Source organism: Microbacterium flavescens (assembly GCF_018588945.1).
Taxonomy (GTDB): Bacteria; Actinomycetota; Actinomycetes; order Actinomycetales; family Microbacteriaceae; genus Microbacterium; species Microbacterium flavescens.
The window spans coordinates 717,672-735,703 of record NZ_JAFIWA010000001.1 but is presented as its reverse complement, the minus strand read 5'-3'; the positions used below and the strand labels follow the sequence as shown (position 1 = coordinate 735,703).

General features: G+C 70.5%; 21 protein-coding genes. 10 read left to right on the top strand and 11 right to left on the bottom strand.

Going from position 1 to position 18,032, the window contains the following annotated elements; translation table 11 throughout:
* Positions 1 to 300: 300 nt before the first annotated feature.
* Together JX005_RS03420 and JX005_RS03415 are read right to left on the bottom strand one after the other, a co-directional pair.
* Positions 301 to 810 carry a dihydrofolate reductase gene (locus JX005_RS03420; protein WP_214465974.1) on the bottom strand — a complete coding sequence of 170 codons (510 nt, stop codon included), beginning with the start codon at positions 808 to 810 and terminating at the stop codon, positions 301 to 303.
* Positions 807 to 1,616, bottom strand: coding sequence for a thymidylate synthase (locus tag JX005_RS03415; protein ID WP_214465973.1), 810 nt, complete (start codon positions 1,614 to 1,616; stop codon positions 807 to 809). The genes JX005_RS03420 and JX005_RS03415 overlap by 4 nt, the downstream gene beginning before the upstream one ends.
* A 108-nt stretch (positions 1,617 to 1,724) precedes the next feature.
* On the opposite strand from JX005_RS03415, the gene JX005_RS03410 reads away from it, so the two are divergent.
* From JX005_RS03410 to JX005_RS03395, 4 genes are all read left to right on the top strand, one after another.
* The gene (locus tag JX005_RS03410) at positions 1,725 to 2,162 is read left to right on the top strand and encodes a TlpA family protein disulfide reductase (RefSeq protein ID WP_214465972.1); all 438 of its coding nucleotides are present in this window, start codon (positions 1,725 to 1,727) and stop codon (positions 2,160 to 2,162) included.
* Positions 2,155 to 2,751, top strand: a complete 597-nt coding sequence (locus JX005_RS03405) for a DUF4395 domain-containing protein (RefSeq protein WP_214465971.1) — start codon at positions 2,155 to 2,157, stop codon at positions 2,749 to 2,751. The genes JX005_RS03410 and JX005_RS03405 overlap by 8 nt, the downstream gene beginning before the upstream one ends.
* A gap of 100 nt (positions 2,752 to 2,851) precedes the next feature.
* On the top strand, positions 2,852 to 3,277 hold the full coding sequence (locus tag JX005_RS03400; protein ID WP_214465970.1) for an OsmC family peroxiredoxin: 426 nt from the start codon (positions 2,852 to 2,854) through the stop codon (positions 3,275 to 3,277).
* Positions 3,270 to 4,199 (top strand): TIGR01777 family oxidoreductase, encoded by a 930-nt coding sequence (locus tag JX005_RS03395; RefSeq protein WP_214465969.1) that lies wholly within the window; start codon positions 3,270 to 3,272, stop codon positions 4,197 to 4,199. Before JX005_RS03400 ends, JX005_RS03395 begins: the two co-directional genes overlap by 8 nt.
* 3 nt (positions 4,200 to 4,202) lie before the next feature.
* Here the strand turns inward: JX005_RS03395 and JX005_RS03390 are convergent, their stop codons facing one another.
* Together JX005_RS03390 and JX005_RS03385 are read right to left on the bottom strand one after the other, a co-directional pair.
* The gene (locus tag JX005_RS03390) at positions 4,203 to 4,652 is read right to left on the bottom strand and encodes a tetratricopeptide repeat protein (protein WP_214465968.1); all 450 of its coding nucleotides are present in this window, start codon (positions 4,650 to 4,652) and stop codon (positions 4,203 to 4,205) included.
* Positions 4,649 to 5,467, bottom strand: a complete 819-nt coding sequence (locus tag JX005_RS03385) for a 4-hydroxy-tetrahydrodipicolinate reductase (protein ID WP_214465967.1) — start codon at positions 5,465 to 5,467, stop codon at positions 4,649 to 4,651. The genes JX005_RS03390 and JX005_RS03385 overlap by 4 nt, the downstream gene beginning before the upstream one ends.
* Before the next feature lie 95 nt (positions 5,468 to 5,562).
* On the opposite strand from JX005_RS03385, the gene JX005_RS03380 reads away from it, so the two are divergent.
* Positions 5,563 to 6,051 (top strand): GNAT family N-acetyltransferase, encoded by a 489-nt coding sequence (locus JX005_RS03380; protein ID WP_214465966.1) that lies wholly within the window; start codon positions 5,563 to 5,565, stop codon positions 6,049 to 6,051.
* Here JX005_RS03380 and JX005_RS03375 read toward each other — a convergent pair.
* The 3 genes from JX005_RS03375 to JX005_RS03365 form a co-directional block, all read right to left on the bottom strand.
* The gene (locus JX005_RS03375) at positions 6,039 to 6,641 is read right to left on the bottom strand and encodes a histidine phosphatase family protein (RefSeq protein WP_214465965.1); all 603 of its coding nucleotides are present in this window, start codon (positions 6,639 to 6,641) and stop codon (positions 6,039 to 6,041) included. The two genes, JX005_RS03380 and JX005_RS03375, sit on opposite strands and share 13 nt — an antisense overlap.
* Before the next feature lie 93 nt (positions 6,642 to 6,734).
* The gene (locus tag JX005_RS03370) at positions 6,735 to 7,775 is read right to left on the bottom strand and encodes an aldo/keto reductase (protein ID WP_214465964.1); all 1,041 of its coding nucleotides are present in this window, start codon (positions 7,773 to 7,775) and stop codon (positions 6,735 to 6,737) included.
* Between the two features lie 278 nt (positions 7,776 to 8,053).
* Positions 8,054 to 10,345 carry a polyribonucleotide nucleotidyltransferase gene (locus JX005_RS03365; protein WP_214465963.1) on the bottom strand — a complete coding sequence of 764 codons (2,292 nt, stop codon included), beginning with the start codon at positions 10,343 to 10,345 and terminating at the stop codon, positions 8,054 to 8,056.
* A gap of 336 nt (positions 10,346 to 10,681) precedes the next feature.
* Between JX005_RS03365 and JX005_RS03360 the strand changes: the two genes are divergently transcribed.
* From JX005_RS03360 to JX005_RS03345, 4 genes are all read left to right on the top strand, one after another.
* Positions 10,682 to 10,864 (top strand): DUF5302 domain-containing protein, encoded by a 183-nt coding sequence (locus JX005_RS03360; RefSeq protein ID WP_191763112.1) that lies wholly within the window; start codon positions 10,682 to 10,684, stop codon positions 10,862 to 10,864.
* A gap of 14 nt (positions 10,865 to 10,878) precedes the next feature.
* On the top strand, positions 10,879 to 11,064 hold the full coding sequence (locus tag JX005_RS03355) for a hypothetical protein (RefSeq protein WP_214465962.1): 186 nt from the start codon (positions 10,879 to 10,881) through the stop codon (positions 11,062 to 11,064).
* Positions 11,061 to 11,783 (top strand): YrhK family protein, encoded by a 723-nt coding sequence (locus JX005_RS03350; RefSeq protein WP_307858483.1) that lies wholly within the window; start codon positions 11,061 to 11,063, stop codon positions 11,781 to 11,783. The genes JX005_RS03355 and JX005_RS03350 overlap by 4 nt, the downstream gene beginning before the upstream one ends.
* A 69-nt stretch (positions 11,784 to 11,852) precedes the next feature.
* The gene (locus JX005_RS03345; RefSeq protein ID WP_214465961.1) at positions 11,853 to 12,683 is read left to right on the top strand and encodes a DNA/RNA non-specific endonuclease; all 831 of its coding nucleotides are present in this window, start codon (positions 11,853 to 11,855) and stop codon (positions 12,681 to 12,683) included.
* Positions 12,684 to 12,686: 3 nt separating this feature from the next.
* Here JX005_RS03345 and JX005_RS03340 read toward each other — a convergent pair whose 3' ends face one another.
* The 4 genes from JX005_RS03340 to JX005_RS03325 form a co-directional block, all read right to left on the bottom strand.
* Positions 12,687 to 13,361 carry an FMN reductase gene (locus JX005_RS03340; protein ID WP_214465960.1) on the bottom strand — a complete coding sequence of 225 codons (675 nt, stop codon included), beginning with the start codon at positions 13,359 to 13,361 and terminating at the stop codon, positions 12,687 to 12,689.
* 1 nt (position 13,362) lies between these two features.
* Complete coding sequence (locus JX005_RS03335; protein ID WP_214466080.1) at positions 13,363 to 14,562, bottom strand: LLM class flavin-dependent oxidoreductase; 1,200 nt, start codon at positions 14,560 to 14,562, stop codon at positions 13,363 to 13,365.
* Positions 14,563 to 14,639: 77 nt separating this feature from the next.
* Complete coding sequence (locus tag JX005_RS03330) at positions 14,640 to 15,794, bottom strand: N(5)-(carboxyethyl)ornithine synthase (RefSeq protein WP_214465959.1); 1,155 nt, start codon at positions 15,792 to 15,794, stop codon at positions 14,640 to 14,642.
* Between the two features lie 106 nt (positions 15,795 to 15,900).
* Positions 15,901 to 16,782, bottom strand: a complete 882-nt coding sequence (locus JX005_RS03325) for an alpha/beta fold hydrolase (protein ID WP_214465958.1) — start codon at positions 16,780 to 16,782, stop codon at positions 15,901 to 15,903.
* 46 nt (positions 16,783 to 16,828) lie between these two features.
* Between JX005_RS03325 and JX005_RS03320 the strand changes: the two genes are divergently transcribed.
* Positions 16,829 to 18,028, top strand: a complete 1,200-nt coding sequence (locus JX005_RS03320) for an acyltransferase family protein (RefSeq protein ID WP_214465957.1) — start codon at positions 16,829 to 16,831, stop codon at positions 18,026 to 18,028.
* The last annotated feature ends 4 nt before the right edge of the window (positions 18,029 to 18,032 follow it).

The window sequence follows — 18,032 nt, the reverse complement described above, 5'->3', positions numbered from 1 at the left end:
CCGCGCCGTCAGCGCCCGGTTGCGGCGGCCCGCGCCACCAGGCCGGCCGGCGCGAGGCGGCTCGCGGCGATGAGCAGCTTGTATTTCGCGACGGGACCGAGACGGCCTTGCCCCGAGCGGCGTCGCGCACCGATGCGGCGACGACCGTGCGCGCATCGAGCCACATCCAGTCGGGAACGCCTTCCTTCCCCGGCGGAAGCCCGGCCCGCTCGTGGAAGCTCGTGTGGGTGAACCCCGGGCAGACGGCCGTCATGGTGGCTGGCGCGCGTGATCATCGCCGTCGTCGCCATGCGCGACAGCCTAGGACGCCCGCTCGAGACGGAGGAATCGATAGCGGATGCCGCTGCCCGACGTGTGCCAGCCCTGTTCCGGGTCGGTCGACACCGGCTGCCAGCCGGAGCGCTCGGGGGCGAACGTGTCGCCGTCGACCTTCGCGTCGAGCTCGGTGACCTCGAGCCGGTCGGCCCGTTCGATGCTCTCGCGGAAGAGCTCGCCGCCGCCGATGATCCAGATCCACGGGGACGAGGCGTCCGTCACCGAGGCGAGAGCGGCGTCGAGCGACCCCGCGCGCTCCGCACCCTCGGCCGCCCAGCCCCCGTTGCGGGTGACGACGATGTTGCGGCGCCCCGGCAGCGGCCGGAACCGCTCCGGCAGGGACTCCCAGGTGCGGCGGCCCATCACGACCGGCGAACCCGACGTCACCGCCTTGAAATGCGCGAGGTCTTCGGGGACATGCCAGGGCATTCCGCCGTCGGCGCCGATGACGCCGCCCTCCGCCTCGGCCCAGACCAGGCCGATGCGTGCCGTCATACCGCGACCGCCCCGCGGATGGCCGGGTGGTGCTGGTAGTCCTCGATGACGAAGTCGTCGTAGGCGTAGTCGAAGATCGACTCGGGCTTCCGCGCGAAGCGGAAGGCGGGGTACGGGTACGGCTCGCGCGTGAGCTGCTCGCGCACCTGGTCGACGTGGTTGTCGTAGATGTGGCAGTCGCCGCCGGTCCAGACGAAGTCGCCCGGCTCGAGACCCGTCTGCTGCGCCACCATCAGCGTCAGCAGCGCATACGACGCGATGTTGAACGGGACCCCGAGGAACAGGTCGGCGCTGCGCTGGTAGAGCTGGCACGACAGCCGCCCGTCGGCGACGTAGAACTGGAACATCGCGTGGCAGGGCGCGAGCGCCATGTCGGGAATGTCGGCGGGGTTCCATGCCGACACGAGCAGCCGGCGCGAGTCGGGGTTCGCCCGGATCTGCTCGATCACCTGGGAGATCTGGTCGATGTGCGCGCCGTCGGGGGTGGGCCACGACCGCCACTGGACGCCGTACACGGGGCCGAGCTCGCCGTCGGCGTCGGCCCATTCGTCCCAGATCGTCACGCCGTTGTCCTGCAGCCACTTGACGTTGGACTCGCCGCGCAGGAACCACAGCAGCTCGTACGCGATCGACTTGAAGTGGACGCGCTTGGTCGTGATGAGGGGGAATCCCTGCGCCAGGTCGAACCGGATCTGGCGACCGAACGCGCTGGTCGTCCCCGTCCCCGTGCGATCGTCCTTGTGGGTGCCGTGCTCGAGCACATCGCGCAGGAGGTCCTCGTAGGGGGTGGGGATCGCCGTGGTCACGGCTGCCACGATACCGGCGCCCTCCCCCGCGCGGCTCTGTTACGCCGGGAGCGTCACATTCGAGGCATCCGGTTTCCGTTCAGGTGAATGGGAATACCCTGATCAGTTGTGAACCTCGTCACCGCCTTCGTGATCATCGCCGCGCTGCTCGCGCTGACGGTGGCCATCGGCGTCTTCCTGCGCTGGCGCCAGGCGCGTCCGCAGCGTCACATCCTCCACGAGGTGGTCGAGCCGCAGCGGCTCGGCGCCGACGGCCTGGGCGACGTGGCGACCCTGCTGCAGTTCAGCACCGAGCTGTGCGCGCGGTGCCCGGGAGTGCACCGCACGCTGTCGGCGATCGCCGAGGACCACGACGGGGTCCGCCACCTCGACGTCGACCTCACGCACCGGCCCGACATCGCCAAGCACTTCCACATCCTGCAGACCCCGACGACACTCGTGCTCGACCGCGACGGCATCATCCAGACCCGGTTCGGCGGCACGCCGAGCCGGGATGTGCTCGAACTCGAGCTGAACCGCCTCGCCGCGGAGGAGGCACATGTCTAACCGAGCGGATGCCTCGACCCCGCGCGGCATCGATCCCCGCGGTCCGCGCTTCGCGGCGGGGATCACCTCGGTCCTGTTGCTGATCGCGCTGTTCCTGAGCCTCACGGGACTCTCGGCGGCGTACGGCACCGCGCACTTCGGGTGGTTCGCGTACCAGCCTCTCGCGGCCGAGAGCTTCATCCCGCTCGGCTGGGCGGTCCCGTCTGCGACGCTCGCCGAGCGCATCGTCGACGCCGGCTTCCTCCTGCTCCTCGCGATCGCGCTCCTCTTCCTGTGGGGTGTCCTGTCGCCGCGCACCGCGCCGTGGGGCGTGCTGTACCGCACCTCGGTCGCGCCGCGTGTGGGTCCCCCGACCGAGCTCGAAGACCCGCGTCCCCCGCGCTTCGCGCAGGGCGTCGGCCTGTTCGTCGTCGGCCTCGGGCTCGTCCTGCACCTCGTCGGGGTTCCGATGGCCCTCCCGATCGCCGCCGCTCTCGCGTTCGTGGCGTCATTTCTCAACGCCGTCTTCGGGGTCTGCCTGGGCTGCATGATGTACCTGCTGCTGCAGCGGCTCGGCATCGTCGGCCGAGCGCGCCCCGCGTCGGCCTGACCCCCTCCCCTCGGCGACGGACCATCGCGCGGCGGCATCGCTCGCGGTTAGGCTGACCGCGAGGCGCTCGGTCCGCGGGCGCGTTGAGAGGGAGGTCCCCATGACCGTCACGAGCGAAGCCACCACCGCCTGGAAGGGCGGGCTGTTCGACGGAGCCGGCGAGGTCACATTCGTCTCTTCGGGCCTCGGCACCTTCGACGTGAACTGGAAGGCGCGCAGCGAGGGCTCGACCTCGATGACGACACCCGAGGAGCTCATCGCCGCCGCCCACTCGTCGTGCTTCAGCATGGCCTTCTCCCTCGCTCTGGCGGAGAACGGCACCCCGCCCGAGTCCATCGACACGACCGCGTCGGTGACCTTCAAGCCCGGCACCGGAATCACCGGCAGCCACCTCAACGTGAACGCCGTCGTCCCCGGCCTCGACCCCGAGGACTTCGAGCGCCTCGCGCAGGAGGCCAAGGTCGGCTGCCCGGTGTCGCAGGCGCTCGCGGGCGTGGAGATCACCATCGAGGCGACGCTTGCCTGACCCCCAGACACCGCGTCCCGGCACCCGCCGGGTCGTGGTGGCGGGGTCCACCGGGCTCATCGGATCCGCCCTGGTCGACAGCCTCCGCGCCGACGGCGTCGAGGTCACGCGACTGGTGCGGCGTCCGGCCGAAACCCCCGACGAGGTCGAGTGGCTCACGGACGCGTCGCCGCTCGACCCGGCCGTCCTCGACGGCGCGGACGCTGTCGTGGGACTGAACGGCGCGACCATCGGGCGGTTCCCGTGGACGGCGCGTTACAAGAACACGCTCCTCTGGTCGCGGGTGACGCCGACGCAGGCGATCGCCCGCGCAGTGCGCGAACTGGGGACGGATGCCCCGGCCTTCGTCTCCGCGTCCGCCGTCGGCTACTACGGCACGGCGCCGGGTCGCCGGCTCGATGAGCGGTCGCCCCGGGGGGAGACGTTCCTCGCCGACCTGTGCGGCGAATGGGAGACCGCCGCCCGCGCGGCGGGCGATTCGACGCGGGTCGCGATGCTGCGCACCGCTCCGATCGTGCACGCGGACGGCGTGCTCAAGCCCCTCCTCCTGCTCACGAAGCTGGGCGTCAGCGGTCCGATCGGCCGCGGCACGCAGGTCTGGCCGTGGATCTCGCTCGACGACGAGGTGCGCGCCATCCGTCATGTCATCGACTCCGACCTCGAGGGTCCGGTGAATCTCGCGGGACCGACGCGCGCGACGGCGAACGACCTCGGCTTCGCGCTGGCGGTGCGCATGAACCGTCCGTTCCTCCTGCGGGCGCCGGAGTGGGCCGTGAGGCTGGTGCTCGGCGGGGATGCCACCGAGGCCGTGCTCACGGCCGATCTCGATGTCGAGCCGGCCGTGCTCGAGGCATCCGGATTCTCGTTCCTGCACGCCACGGCCGAGGAAGCCGTCGCAGCGGCTGTCCCCGCGGCGGACTGACCGTCAGGCCCGGCGCTCTGCGCCTTCGAGCCGGATCGCCCGGCGCACCGCCTCGCGTGCGCGGCGCCGGTCGCCCGACGCGTCGTACGCCAGGCCGAGCCGGTACCAGGCCCGCCAATCCTCGGGGCTCTCCTCGACGGCGGCGCGGTACACCGGGAAGACGGCGTCGGCCTCCTCGCGGATCACGCGGCCGCTCGGACGCACGGCCACCTCTTCGGCGGGCAGCCCGCCCTCGGCTGACAGCCGCCGGCCGAGCTGCTCCGCGCGCACGCCGAACCACAGCTCGCGCCCGACGCCCCAGACCGCCAGAAGCGGGAGGACGACGAGCACCACGCCCATGATGACCCCGACGGTCTCGCCGCTCGTCAGCAGCAGCCACGCCCGCTGACCCACGAGCACGACGTACAGGGCCAGCAGCACCGCCATGACGGCGACGCCGACGCGTGCGCTCATGCGCCGGTCGTCCGTGCGACCTGGCCCGGCACGCCGCCCTCGTCGACCGGCGACGTCGCGCCTGACGACCCACCGGTCCGGCGGAGGCCGAGGTCGAGGAAGCTGTCGAGCCCCACCGTGACCCCCCGGGCGTCGCGCGCCGCGGCGAGGGCGAGACGGATGCCGGGACCGTACGCGAGCGCGGGCTCGACGGTGTCGTGCGCGACCGTGAGCGACTCCCCCGCGCCGGCCAGAATGGTCTCCTGCCGCGCGATGACGCCGGGGCGGCGCAGCGAGTGGATCGGGACGCTGGCGACCTGCTGGCCGCGGGCGCGCTGGTCGACGTGCGGCGACTCGACCGGGCCGACGCCGGAGCGGGCGGCGGCGATGAGCTCGGCCGTGCGCACCGCCGTGCCGCTCGGCGAGTCGATCTTGGTCTCGCGGTGCGCTTCGACGATCTCGATCGAGGGGAAGAACGGCGCAGCCGCGGCGGCCAGAGCCGACGCGATCACCGAGCCGAGCGAGAAGTTCGGGATGAAGACGACGCCCACGTCGGCCGCGTCGACCAGGGGGCGCACGAGGGCGATGCGCTCGGCCGACCACCCGGACGTGCCGACGAGCACGTTGATGCCGCGGTCGACGGCGGCGCGCACGACGTCGATCGAGACGGCCGGCGTCGACGCGTCGACGACGAGATCGGCGCCGTCCAGCTCGTCGAGCTGCGAGCGCGACGAGAGGGTGGCGTGCACCTCGTAGCCGTCTTCCTGCTCGACCACGTCGCGGATGATCCCGCCGAGCTTGCCGGTGCCGCCCACGATGGCCACGCGCGTCGTCATGCGTTCCATCCTAGGCGGGACGGATGCCGCGGCCCGGCCGGGGCGACGCCCCGTCACCGCGCTGAGGACCTGTCCTCGCCGCCTACGCTGGAAGGGTGGTGACCCTTCGCGAATCCCCCGTCGACGCCCCCGACGCCCACGAGCTCCTGGCCGAGTACTTCCGCGCACGCACGGTCGGGTTCGCCGAGCAGGACGTGTCCTACACGACGACCTTCCCGCAGCCCGCGGCCTTCGTGCCACCCGCCGGCGTGTTCGTGGTGCTGGAGGACGACGAGGGCAGGCCGGTCGGGTGCGGCGGCATCCGCCTCATCGCCGACGGCCCGCACGGAACGCGGTACGAGGTCAAGCACCTCTACCTCCGCCCCGAGACGCGTGGGCGCGGGTGGGGTCGCCTGCTCATCGAGGCACTCGAGTCGCGCGCCCGCGAACTGGGCGCGCGCGAGCTGGTGCTCGACACGCACCACTCGCTGGAGGCCGCCGGGGCCCTCTACGCCCGGACGGGCTTCACCGCGATCGAGCCGTACAACGACAACCCCAATGCGAGCCGCTGGTACAGCAAGCCGCTCGAGGATCAGACCGGGTAGACCTCGGGAAGGCCGGTGCGCAGCTCGACCGGCAGGTGCGCCATGTCGTTGTGCGAGAGCAGGGTCCACGGGCGGCCCTGCTTCTGCGCGATCACGGTCAGGCCGCAGTGGGCCTGATTGAGCGTCATCCAGCGCCAGTCCGGCGCCTGGAGCACCTCGCGCACGAACCAGGCGATGACGAAGTTGTGGGTGATGAGCAGCTCGTGCACCTCACCGCGCCTGCGGACGAGGTACTCGCTCACCGCGTCGGCCATCTGGGCGTGACCGGCTTCGATCTCGGCCTCGGTGACCGATCCGAAGAAGGGCTCGAAGGCCGTCGGCGTCTCCTCGGTCATGCCGGTGGGAACGCAGTCGAAGAGCAGGGCAGACGGCTCGGGCTGGAGCGACGGCATGCGCTCCTTCACGGCCTGGGCGGTCTGGCTGGCGCGCTCCAGCGGCGAGTGCCACACGGCGTCGAACGGCACGCCCGACAGGCGGTCTGCAAGCAGAGCGGCCTGGCGTCGGCCGCGCGGTGACAGGCGTCCGTCGACGAGACCGTGCTCGGCGTCCTGGTGCTCACCATGCCGCACGAGGTAGATGTAGTGCGTCACGCAGCTCACTCCGTCGGGGGTCGCGTGCCCCGACGGGACACGCCTTCCACCCTACGACACCGACCGGGGACCCCCGGGACGCGTGTCGCCGTGCTACTCGGAGGCGCGCGCGATGTCGGACAGCTGCGCGCGGCTCAGGCGCACTCCCACGCCCTGAACGAGCTCGTCGACATGCGCCGGAGCGTATGCGTTGACGATCGGGGCGGTCACGAGCTTCTGCGCGAGCAGCCACGCGACGGCCACCGCTGCGTCGGGAACGCCGAGGTCGGTGCCGACGGCGTCGAGCGCGCGGAGTGTGCGGCTGCCGCGCCGATTCAGGTTCGCGGCCAGCTGGGCACCCCGCACCGACAGCGCCCCGCGGAGGCGGGTGCGCTGGCGACCGGCGAGGAAGCCGTGCTCGAGGGCGTGCGACGGCGTGACCGCCATCCCCTGGGCCCCGGCGACCAGCCGGAGGTCGGCGTCGAACTCGTGGCGGCGGAGCACGTTGAACGGCACGTCGAGCACGGTGATGCGCGGGAACCCCGCGGACGCGAAGATGCGAGCCTCGACCAGCTGTGCGGCCGTGTAGCCGATCGCGCCGAGCGCACGAACCTTGCCGCTGTCGACCAGCCACTCCGCGGTCGCCAGGGTGTCTTCGAGCGCCGTGGCGGAGTCGGTCGTCGCGTCGAGGTAGAGCACGTCGATGCGATCGGTGCGCAGACGGGTGAGGGATGCCTCGACCGACCGCACCAGGTTCACCGATCCGAGCCCGGGGTTGTCGGCATGACCGCCGACACGCACCATGAGCGCGATGTCGTCGCGGAGGCCGCGAGAGTGCAGCCACTGGCCGATGATGTGCTCACTCCGTCCGGCGGCGAAGCTGTCGGACGTGTGCACCGCGTTGCCGCCGAGCTCGACGTAGGAGTCGAGGATGTCGTGACTGGACTCGAGGTCGACGTTCCAGCCGAACTCGGCACCGCCGAGGATCAGGGGGAAGACGTCGATGCCGCTCTCGCCGAGCGGCGTCCGCACGTTCTGGCCGACCGGTGGTCCTTGGACGGGAATGGGTGCAGACGGGTGCACGGCCGGCGTGACGGAGCGGACCATCTCGGGGCTCGACGAGGAGAGCGTCGAGTCAACGCCGAAGAAAGCCATGTGTCACCCCCTCACGTCGACTCCCACCGGAGTCTTCGTGATCGCCTGTTCCGCACCCCCCGGCGCGTTAACTATGAGGGTATGGCAGTCCGGACAATCCCCTGGCCGCTGACGCGTACTGTCGGTAAACATTACATAACGCTTTGGTCACGCAGCGGGGTTCACGAGCCCACTTGTCCCCCATTCGGCGGACAAATCCACTGCGAACACACCTCGGACGACGGATGCCCGCCCCTTCCGCAGAGGAAGGGACGGGCATCCGGACAATGCCGTCAGGCTCAGCCTTCGGCGGGATCCTCCGGACCCTCGCTCGCGGCGGCGCGGCTCTCCTGGTCGGCCGGCTCCTCGAGCACGGGCTCGAGGGACAGCTTTCCGCGGTCGTCGATCTTGGTGATCTTGACGAGCAGCTTCTGGCCGACGCCGAGGACGTCCTCGACGTTCTCCACGCGCTTGCCACCGGCGAGCTTGCGGACCTCACTGACGTGCAGGAGTCCGTCCTTGCCGGGCAGGAGCGAGACGAACGCACCGAACGTGGCGATCTTGACGACGGTTCCGAGGAACTGCTCGCCGACCTCCGGGTTGGTGGGGTTCGCGATCGCGTTCACCTGGGCGCGGGCGGCCTCGGCCGAGGGGCCGTCGGTCGCGCCGATGTAGACGGTGCCGTCCTCCTCGATGGAGATCTGCGCGCCGGTCTCGTCCTGGATCGCGTTGATCGTCTTGCCCTTGGGGCCGATGAGCTCGCCGATCTTGTCGACCGGGATCTGCACGCTGATGACGCGCGGGGCGGTCGGAGCCATCTCGTCGGGGCCGTCGATCGCGGCGTTGAGCACGCCGAGGATCGTGAGGCGAGCCTCGTGGGCCTGCTGCAGCGCGGCGGTCAGCACCGACGACGGGATGCCGTCGAGCTTCGTGTCGAGCTGGATGGCGGTGACGAACTCGCTCGTGCCGGCGACCTTGAAGTCCATGTCGCCGAGGGCGTCCTCGGCGCCGAGGATGTCGGTCAGCGCGGCGTAGCGCGTCTGGCCGTCGACCTCGTCGGACACGAGGCCCATCGCGATGCCCGCGACGGGCGCGCGCAGCGGCACGCCGGCGTTGAGCAGCGACAGGGTCGAGGCGCACACCGAGCCCATCGACGTCGAGCCGTTGGAGCCGAGAGCCTCGGACACCTGGCGGATCGCGTAGGGGAACTCTTCGCGGCTGGGGAGCACCGGCACGAGGGCGCGCTCGGCGAGGAAGCCGTGCCCGATCTCGCGACGCTTCGGGCTGCCGACACGGCCGGTCTCACCGGTCGAGTACGGCGGGAAGTTGTAGTGGTGCATGTAGCGCTTGTGCGTGACGGGCGACAGCGAGTCGATCTGCTGCTCCATCTTGAGCATGTTCAGCGTGGTGACGCCGAGAATCTGCGTCTCGCCGCGCTGGAAGATCGCGGAGCCGTGGACGCGCGGGATGACCTGCACCTCGGCGTCGAGCGGTCGGATGTCGGCGAGGCCGCGGCCGTCCATGCGGACGCCCTCGGCAAGGATCCGACCGCGCACGATCGTCTTCGTGACGGACTTGTACGCGGCAGAGAACTCGAGCGTCGCGGCTGCGGGCAGCTCGCCCGACTCGACGGCGGCGATGAGCTCGGCCTTGACGGCGTCCTTCAGCTCGTCGTCGGCGCCCTGGCGCTCCTGCTTGTCGGCGATCTGGTAGATCGGGACGAGCTTGTCGTACGCGCGGCCGGCGACGAAGTCGTAGGTCTCCTGGCTGTACGGCAGGAAGACCGGGAACTCCTTGACCTCCTTTGCGGAGGTGCGTGCCACCTCGCTCTGCGCGGCGACGAGCTGCTTGATGAACGGCTTCGAGGCCTCGAGGCCCTCGGCGACGACCTGCTCGTTCGGCTTGGTCGCGCCGCCCTTGATGAGGTTCCACGACCCCTCGGTCGCCTCGGCCTCGACCATCATGATCGCGACATCCTCGTTGCCGTCGGCGTCGGTGATGACGCGGCCGGCGACGATCAGGTCGAAGACGGCGTCCTCGAGCTGCGTGACGGTGGGGAACGCGATCCACTGGTCGGCGTTCTCGCCCTGACCCGGAATGAGCGCGAGGCGCACACCGGCGATCGGACCCGAGAACGGCAGACCCGAGATCTGCGTCGACAGCGAAGCCGCGTTGATCGCCAGCGCGTCGTAGAACTCGCCGGGCGCGATCGAGAGGACCGTCACGACGATCTGCACCTCGTTGCGCAGGCCGTCGACGAACGACGGGCGCAGCGGGCGGTCGATGAGGCGGCAGACGAGGATCGCCTCGGTGGAGGGGCGGCCCTCACGGCGGAAGAACGAACCGGGGATCTTGCCCGCGGCGTACGAGCGCTCTTCGACGTCGACGGTGAGCGGGAAGAAGTCGAAGCCTTCGCGCGGGTGCTTGCCGGCGCTGGTGGCCGAGAGGAGCATCGTCTCCTCGTCGAGGTACGCGGCGACGGCACCCTGTGCCTGCTGCGCGAGTCGTCCGGTCTCGAACCGGACCGTGCGGGTGCCGAAGCGTCCGTTGTCGAGGACGGCTTCTGCGGCGGTGATTTCTGGACCTTCCAAGAGGTCTCTCCTTCTTTGTTTAGCCTCGCGCGGCCGTGTGCCGGGCGAGGGTCAATCGAAGGAGCAGGAACAGGCAGATCTCGGCGCGCGGCAATGGCCGCGGATGTCGCCAGCACTGGCCACCAGTAGAAATCCACCCGGCGCGCGAGGCGACGAGGAGACCACCACAGGGGACCAGCTAGCTGCCGGCCTGCTCCGTGAGCTCATGTTGAATTGAGCGGATGCCCGTGGGCAACCTTTCCGATCCTACCAGTCACCTCGCGCCGCGCCGATTCGCGGGCGCACCGGGACGAATCGGCGATGACATCGTCGCCGGGCGTGCGTAGGGTGGGGGTCATGAGCACCGACGAGAAGCCGGCGGGCGCGGCATCCGATGAGATGAAGCGCAAGTTCAAGGAAGCACTCGACAAGAAGAACTCCCAGCACCGGGAGGGCGAACAGCACCTCGACGGAGACTCCGCCGTGCACGGCACCCACGGCGCCGTGACCAAGCGGGAGTTCCGCCGCAAGAGCGGCTGACCGAGGCTGCTGCCATGAGCGACTTCCGCGAGCGCATCCCCGACGACGAGCGCGACGTGCCGATCGACGACGACACGGAGTTCGAGCTGCCGCCCGCGACGCTCGATCCGATGGAGTCGGTCGAGGAGCAGGTGGACGAACTCGACCTCCAGGAGCGCGAGTCGGCCATCGAATCGGGCGAGCTCGACCCGGAAGAGTGAGCGACGACGCCGCTGCGCCGCAGGACGGCCTTCGCGACAAGGCCGACCGGGTTCGTGCGCAACGCCCCGACCGCGTGACGCGCCTGCGGCGCGAGGCCTGGGGCTTCGCCGTCGGATCCCTGTGCTTCCTCGCTGGTTCGCTGCCGTCCTACGCCGACTGGGCGGGTGCGGTATGGACGAATGTCACGTTCTTCGTGGGCTCGATCTTCTTCACGCTGGCCGCGCTGATCCAGCTGATCCTGAGCGGGCGCCGCCCGCCGCGGGGCGACACCGGTCGCGCCGACCGCGCCGACTGGTGGTCGGCGGCGATCCAGTTCGCCGGAACGCTGCTGTTCAACGTGTCGACCGTCGGCGCCCTCCTCGCGGCGATTGCCCGCCCCGACGCCGTCGGGGTCGGATGGCGACCCGACGCGTGGGGATCCCTGGCCTTCCTGGTCTCGAGCGCGCTCGCCGTGGCGGCGACGCGAGATCGCGGACTCCTGTGGGATAGGGATGCCCGCACCTGGCACGGCACCGGGCTGAACATGATCGGCTCGATCGCATTCGGCGTCTCGGCGGTGGCGGCCTACGTCGTGCCTTCCACCGGCGACCTGGTCAGCGAGCAGTGGACGAACCTCGGCACGGCGATCGGCGCCGTCTGCTTCTTCACCGCCGCGGTGCTCTCCCGCCGCACGATCGACGACAGTGGCACCGCACCGGTGCCGGCCCGCCGGCGTTAGGTTGCCGGAAGGGAGCAGGCTCGAGGGGCGCGCGGCACTCGCGTCGGCGGGGCACGCCAGGATGGAGCCGTGGCAGACGCGACCCCGGCCGGATACGACGACGGCTTCCTCGGCATCCCGCTCCCGCTTCCCGTACCGCTCGGCGACGAGGCGCTGCGCGAGCTGGCCTACCCGAGGTTCACGGTGCTGCTCGCCCCGGGGCGCCGTCTCGCCGCGGTGACCGCCGTCAACATCGACGGAGCGACCCTGCGCGACGTGCCCCGCACCGGCGAATGGCACCTGGATGCGCGCATCCCGCCTTCCGAGCAGACCGGCCCGGCGGTCTACGCGGACAACGACCTCGACCGCGGCCATCTCGTCCGGCGGCGCGATCCGGGCTGGGGCACGGCCGCCGAGGCGCGTGCGGCCACCGAGGCGACGTTCGCCTACACCAACGCAGCTCCGCAGGCGGACGCCTTCAACCAGTCGAAGGAGCTGTGGCTGGGGCTCGAAGACCATGTGCTCGCGTATGCGGATGCCGCGGCTCGGCGCCTGAGCGTGTTCACAGCGCCGGTGCTGGCGGGCGACGACCCCGAGTACCGGGGCGTGCAGATCCCTCGCCGGTTCTTCAAGGTCGCGGCCTGGGCGTCGCGCGGGGACACCGATCTCGACGAGCCGCGCCTCGAGGCTGCGGGCTTCGTACTCGACCAGTCCGAGCTGATCGACACCTCGCAGGGCGCCCTCGCCGTGTCGCGATTGGGCGGCTTCCGCACCTTCCAGGTGCCGATCCGCGACATCGAGCACCTGGCCGGCGTCGAGTTCGGTCCCCTCGTCGAGGCGGACGTCCTTCAGCCGGTCGCGCTGCACGGAGAGGGCGCGTGGCGCCCGCTCCGTGCCGCTGACGACATCGTGCTCGACTGACGCCTACTCGCCGGCAAGGCCGCCGAGGAGGTGGCCGAACGAGCGGCCCTCGCCGAGGTAGTTCGCCGGATCGAACGGATCCTCATTCTTGGCCGGCTCGCGGCGGGCGATGGCGTCGGCGAGTTCCCGCGCCCCGCGGTCGACGCGCTCGCCGAGCGGCGCGACCTGGTCGCCGGCGGCTCCCCAGTCGCTCGACGCGGCGAAGACGCCCGTGGACACGGGCTCGGCGTGGAGGTACGTGAAGAGCGGACGGATGGCGTAGTCGATCGCGAGCGAGTGCCGCGCCGTGCCGGCATTCGCACCGATGAGCACCGGCTTGCCCGTGAGCGCATCGGGGTCGAGCACGTCGATGAACGACTTGAACAGCCCCGAGTAGCTCGTCGAGAAGATCGGCGTCACGGCGATCACCGCGTCCGAGGAGACGACGGCGTTCACCATCGACTCCAGGGCGGGCGGCGCGAAGCCGGTCAGCAGGTTGTTGGTGATGTCGTGCGCGTAGTCGCGCAGTTCGAACACGTCCACCTCGGCCGTGATGTCGCGAGCGGCGAGCTCCTTCACGGTCGCAGCGGCCAGGCGGTCGGCCAGCAGCCGCGTCGACGAAGGGTTGGACAGCCCCGCCGACACGACGGCGATACGGCGCGCCGCGCGCGACGCGCCTGCTCCGGAACCAGCGGTCATGTCACGCCTCCTTCCGGCCGAGGCCGAATGCGGCGCCCGCAGGCGCCGGCGTGTCCTGGTACGGGCTCTCGCCCACGAGGTTGTCGCCCCGGTTTGCACCGGGAACCGCCTGCCGCGGCGCCTCGTCGCCGTACGCCGCCTTCACGAGGCCGGCGTGGGTCGGGGCATCCGGCACGTCCGCCGGACGGTTCTCCGCGAGCTCCTTGCGCAGCACGGGAACCACCTCGCCGCCGAGGATGTCGAGCTGCTCGAGCACCGTCTTCAGGGGCAGTCCGGCGTGGTCGAGCAGGAACAGCTGGCGCTGGTAGTCGCCGTAATAGTCGCGCATGGCGGCGTAACGGTCGATGACCTGCTGGGGCGACCCGACGGTGAGCGGCGTCATCTCGCTGAAGTCCTCGAGGGACGGACCGTGGCCGTAGACCGGGGCATTGTCGAAGTACGGCCGGAACTGTGACACGGCGTCCTGCGACTTCGCGGCCATGAAGACCTGGCCGCCGAGGCCGACGATCGCCTGCTCGGGAGTGCCGTGACCGTAGTGGGCGTAGCGCTGGCGGTACAGGGCGATGAGGCGCTGGTAGTGCTCCTTCGGCCAGAAGATGTTGTTCGCGAAGAAGCCGTCACCGTAGTAGGCGGCCTGCTCGGCGATCTCGGGCGTGCGGATCGAGCCATGCCACACGAACGGCGCAACGCCGTCCAGGGGGCGCGGCGTGGAGGTGAAGCCCTGCAGCGGGGTGCGGAACTGGCCCTCCCAGTCCACGACGTCCTCGCGCCACAGCCGGTGGAGCAGGTTGTAGTTCTCGATCGCGAGCGGCAGACCCTGGCGGATGTCCTTGCCGAACCACGGGTACACCGGGCCGGTGTTGCCCCGGCCGAGCATGAGATCCACGCGTCCGTCCGAAACGTGCTGCAGCATCGCGTAGTCCTCGGCGATCTTCACCGGGTCGTTGGTCGTGATGAGCGTCGTCGCCGTCGACAGGATGAGTCTCTCGGTCTGCGCGGCGATGTACGCGAGGGTCGTCGTCGGCGACGAGGACCAGAACGGCGGGTTGTGGTGCTCCCCCAGCGCGAAGACGTCCAGGCCCACCTCTTCGGCGTGCTTGGCCACCGTGATGGTGTTGCGGATCTTCTCCGCCTCGCTGGGCGTGCTGCCGTTCGTCGGGTCCTGGGTGATGTCGCTCACCGTGAAGATGCCGAACTGCATCTGGGGTGTGATGTCGTTCACGTCGCTCCTCGCGCTTTTCTATGCATGTGAATGTATCTCATGCAACGCGGCTGGCGTCAGGATATTCCGATCCGATGGGGGAAGGTCGATTCCCGCCGCTGGAACTCCAGGATCGCAGGATTTCTGACGACGCCGTCCGCGATCTCCGTCGCCCGGTGGATCGTCTCGTCCTGCGCCCACGCGTCAGGCCCCGCCATCACGACGGGGATGAACCCGAGCAGCGCTTCGCTGATCTCCCAGCTTGCCGAGTTCCACAGGTACGACGGGCTGTGATCCACGCCGTAGTAGTTGATGGTGTCGCCGACCGTGAACATCGGGTCGCGGAACGAGGTGGGCCGTGCCCATTCGAAGCCCATACCCTCGTCGCACGAGACGTCGACGATCAGGCTGCCGGGCCGGAAGGCGCCGAGGTCGCTCTCGCGGAGGTAGAGAAGCGGACGGTTGGGATCCTGCAGGGTGCAGTTCACCACGATGTCGCTCTCGGCGAGGAACGGCGCCAGGGGCACGCGGCCGTCGTCGGTGATGACCTCGCTGAGGTAGGGCTCGTCGTCGTGGTCGAACTGGATGATGTGCGCGGCGTGGATCGGCGCCGCCACCGACGCCGTCCGCCGGTTGGTCAGCACGCGCACCTCGTGGACGCCGTGCGCCCGCAGCGCGGTGACGGCGCCGCGCGCGGTCGCTCCGAAGCCGATGACGACCGCCGTGAGCCGCCGGCCGTAGTCGCCGGTCGAACCGCACAGCTGGAGGGCGTGCAGCACCGAGCAGTAGCCGGCGATCTCGTTGTTGAGGTGGAAGACGTGCAGACCGAACGCGCCGTCGCTGCCCCAGTGGTTCATCGCCTCGAACGCGATGACCGTCAGCCGCTTGTCGATGGCGAGCTGGGCCATCGCCTGGTCCTGGACGAGATGCGGCCACCCCCACAGCACCTGGCCGTCGCGGAGACCCCGCAGGTCGTCGAGCTGCGGCTTGGGCAAGAGGACCACGTCGGAGGTCTCCACGACCTCCTCGCGGGACGCGAACCGGCCTACGAACGGGCGCAGCGCCTCGTCGGACACGCCGAATCGCTCGCCGTACCCCGCTTCGACGATGACGCGGTCGCGCAGCTCGCTGGGGAGCCGCTCGAAGTGTGCGGGATGTATCGGGACGCGCCGCTCATCGGGCTTGCGCGAAGTGCCGATCACGCCGAGCGTGAGTCCAGCAGGGGTCATCATGGGCCTCATTCCGTGCGGAGGGCAGGAGAGTCCCCGGGCTCCCGACGCTACACCCCGATCGACGAGGACGAATCCCGCCGAGGCGCCGGCAGCGGTCGTCTGCGGTTCAGGCTTCTTCGAAGAGGGCGAGCATGTCGCGCACGAGCTGGTGCGGCGCGGTCTCGCACGGCGCGTGACCGGTCGGATAGACCGCCAGTCTGGCGCCGATGCGCTCCGCGTACGCAGCGTGCTGCTCCGTCGGCCACAGGTCCTGCTCTCCGACCGCGATGAGCTTCGGGATGCCGATGCCGGCCACCTCGTCGGCGATGTCGGGCATCGCCATCATGAGGCCCACGACGTCGTCGATCACGGCGCGGCCGGTCACCGACATCCGCTCCCGCACGAAGGAGATGCGCAGCGGCGGCGTGCGATTGAGGTTGTAGCGGATGCCCCACAGGATGAGGCCCGCCGCGCGTTGCGGCGGCATGTCGGAGATCGGCCCGATGTGCTTGACGCCGCGGAAGACCTGCCCCGTCGCGGGCGGGGCGGCCATGAGCGTGAGACTGGCGAACAGGTCGGGACGCTCGACGAGCGCGAGTTCGGCGAGGAGGCCCGCGAAGCTGTAGCCGAGCACATGGACCGGACCGCTGCCGTCTTCGAGCACGGCGATGAAATCGTCGAGGAACAGGCGGTAGTCGTAGCGGTCGCGCGGCGGATCGAGGTGCTGGGGGCCGGCGCCGGCCGATCCGTAGTGCCCCGCGAGGTCGTACGACTCGACGCGGAAGCCCGCGCCGGCGAAGAGCGGGAACAGCCGGACGAAGTCCTCCTTCGATCCGGCGACGCCCGAGACCAGCAGCACGCGAGGGCCGGCGGGGTCGCCGAGGCGCACGCGTGCCAGACCGCCGCTCGGCGCGGCGAACGTGTCGCGCTCGGTCCCGGCGGGGAACACCCGCCAGTCGATGTCGGGGACGGCGCGATCCCTGGCACGCGCCTCGTCGATGGTTGTCATCGCGCGGCAGACTACCGCTCCGGCGAGGATAGGGTGGCAACGCGCCATGACCGATCCAGCGAAAGACCCCGACGCGACGTCGACTGCTCCCCCGCTGACCGGGAGCGGCACCGCCGTGCGCGGGAAGCGCCGGGTCCCGTTCTGGGACAACGCCCGCTTCGCCTGCATCGTCCTCGTCGTGCTGGGCCACGCCGTGCAGCGGCTGACCTACGACTCCGACATCGCGCTCGGACTGTACCTGCTCGTTTACGCCTTCCACATGCCGGCGTTCGCGATCATCTCGGGGTACTTCTCGAAGTCCGATCCGCCGAACCGTCGCCAGATGGCCCGCGTGGTCACCGACATCCTGCTGCCCTACGTCATCTTCGAAGGGCTGTGGACGCTCACGAAGTGGCTCGTCGAAGGGCAGGCCAACCCGAACCTCACCCAGCCCTCGTGGACCCTGTGGTTCCTGCTCGCGCTCGGCATCTTCCGCCTGGTGCTGCCCTACCTCGCCCTGCTGCGCTGGCCACTGCTGTGGACGGTCGCGATCTCGATCGGCGCGGGGTATCTGCCCAACATCGACTCCACCTTCTCGCTCTCGCGCACGCTCGGCCTGCTGCCCTTCTTCACCCTCGGCTGGTGGCTGCGAGAGCACGACATCGTCGAGCGCTTCGGCGTCCTCGCTCGGCGCCGATGGGGAGCGACGATCGCGGCGGTCGGCGTGTTCGCCGTCGCGGGATGGACGGCCTGGTACTTCGTCGACGCATGGCGGGCGATGAATCTGCGCGAGTGGCTGTTCTACGACGACAACTATGCGGCGCTCGGCGGCACGGAGTGGTGGGCGGGAGGCGTGCGCCTCGCACTCATGGTCGTGGCGCTCGTGCTCAGCGCCGCCTTCTTCACGCTGCTTCCGCTCGGGACCCACTGGTGGACGCACTTCGGGCAGTACACGATGTACGTCTACCTGCTCCACTCCTTCGTGCTCTACCCGTTCCGCGAGTCCGGTGTGCTGCGCGACCTCGAGCCGACGTGGCTGTGGCTGCCGATCGTCATCGTCGCCTCGGTGCTCATCGCGCTCGGGCTGGCGACCAGGCCCGTCCGGCGCGTGTTCCGGCCACTCGTGGAGCCCCGGCCGACCTGGCTGTTCGCCGACCGGACCCTCGCCGGCCGAGAGGGTCGCCGCAGCGACCCGACCGGGTCGCGCCGCCCCCGTGAGCAGCCGAAGCAGCCGCGGCCCCGGGCCGATCCGCGACAGAACGGCTGACCGG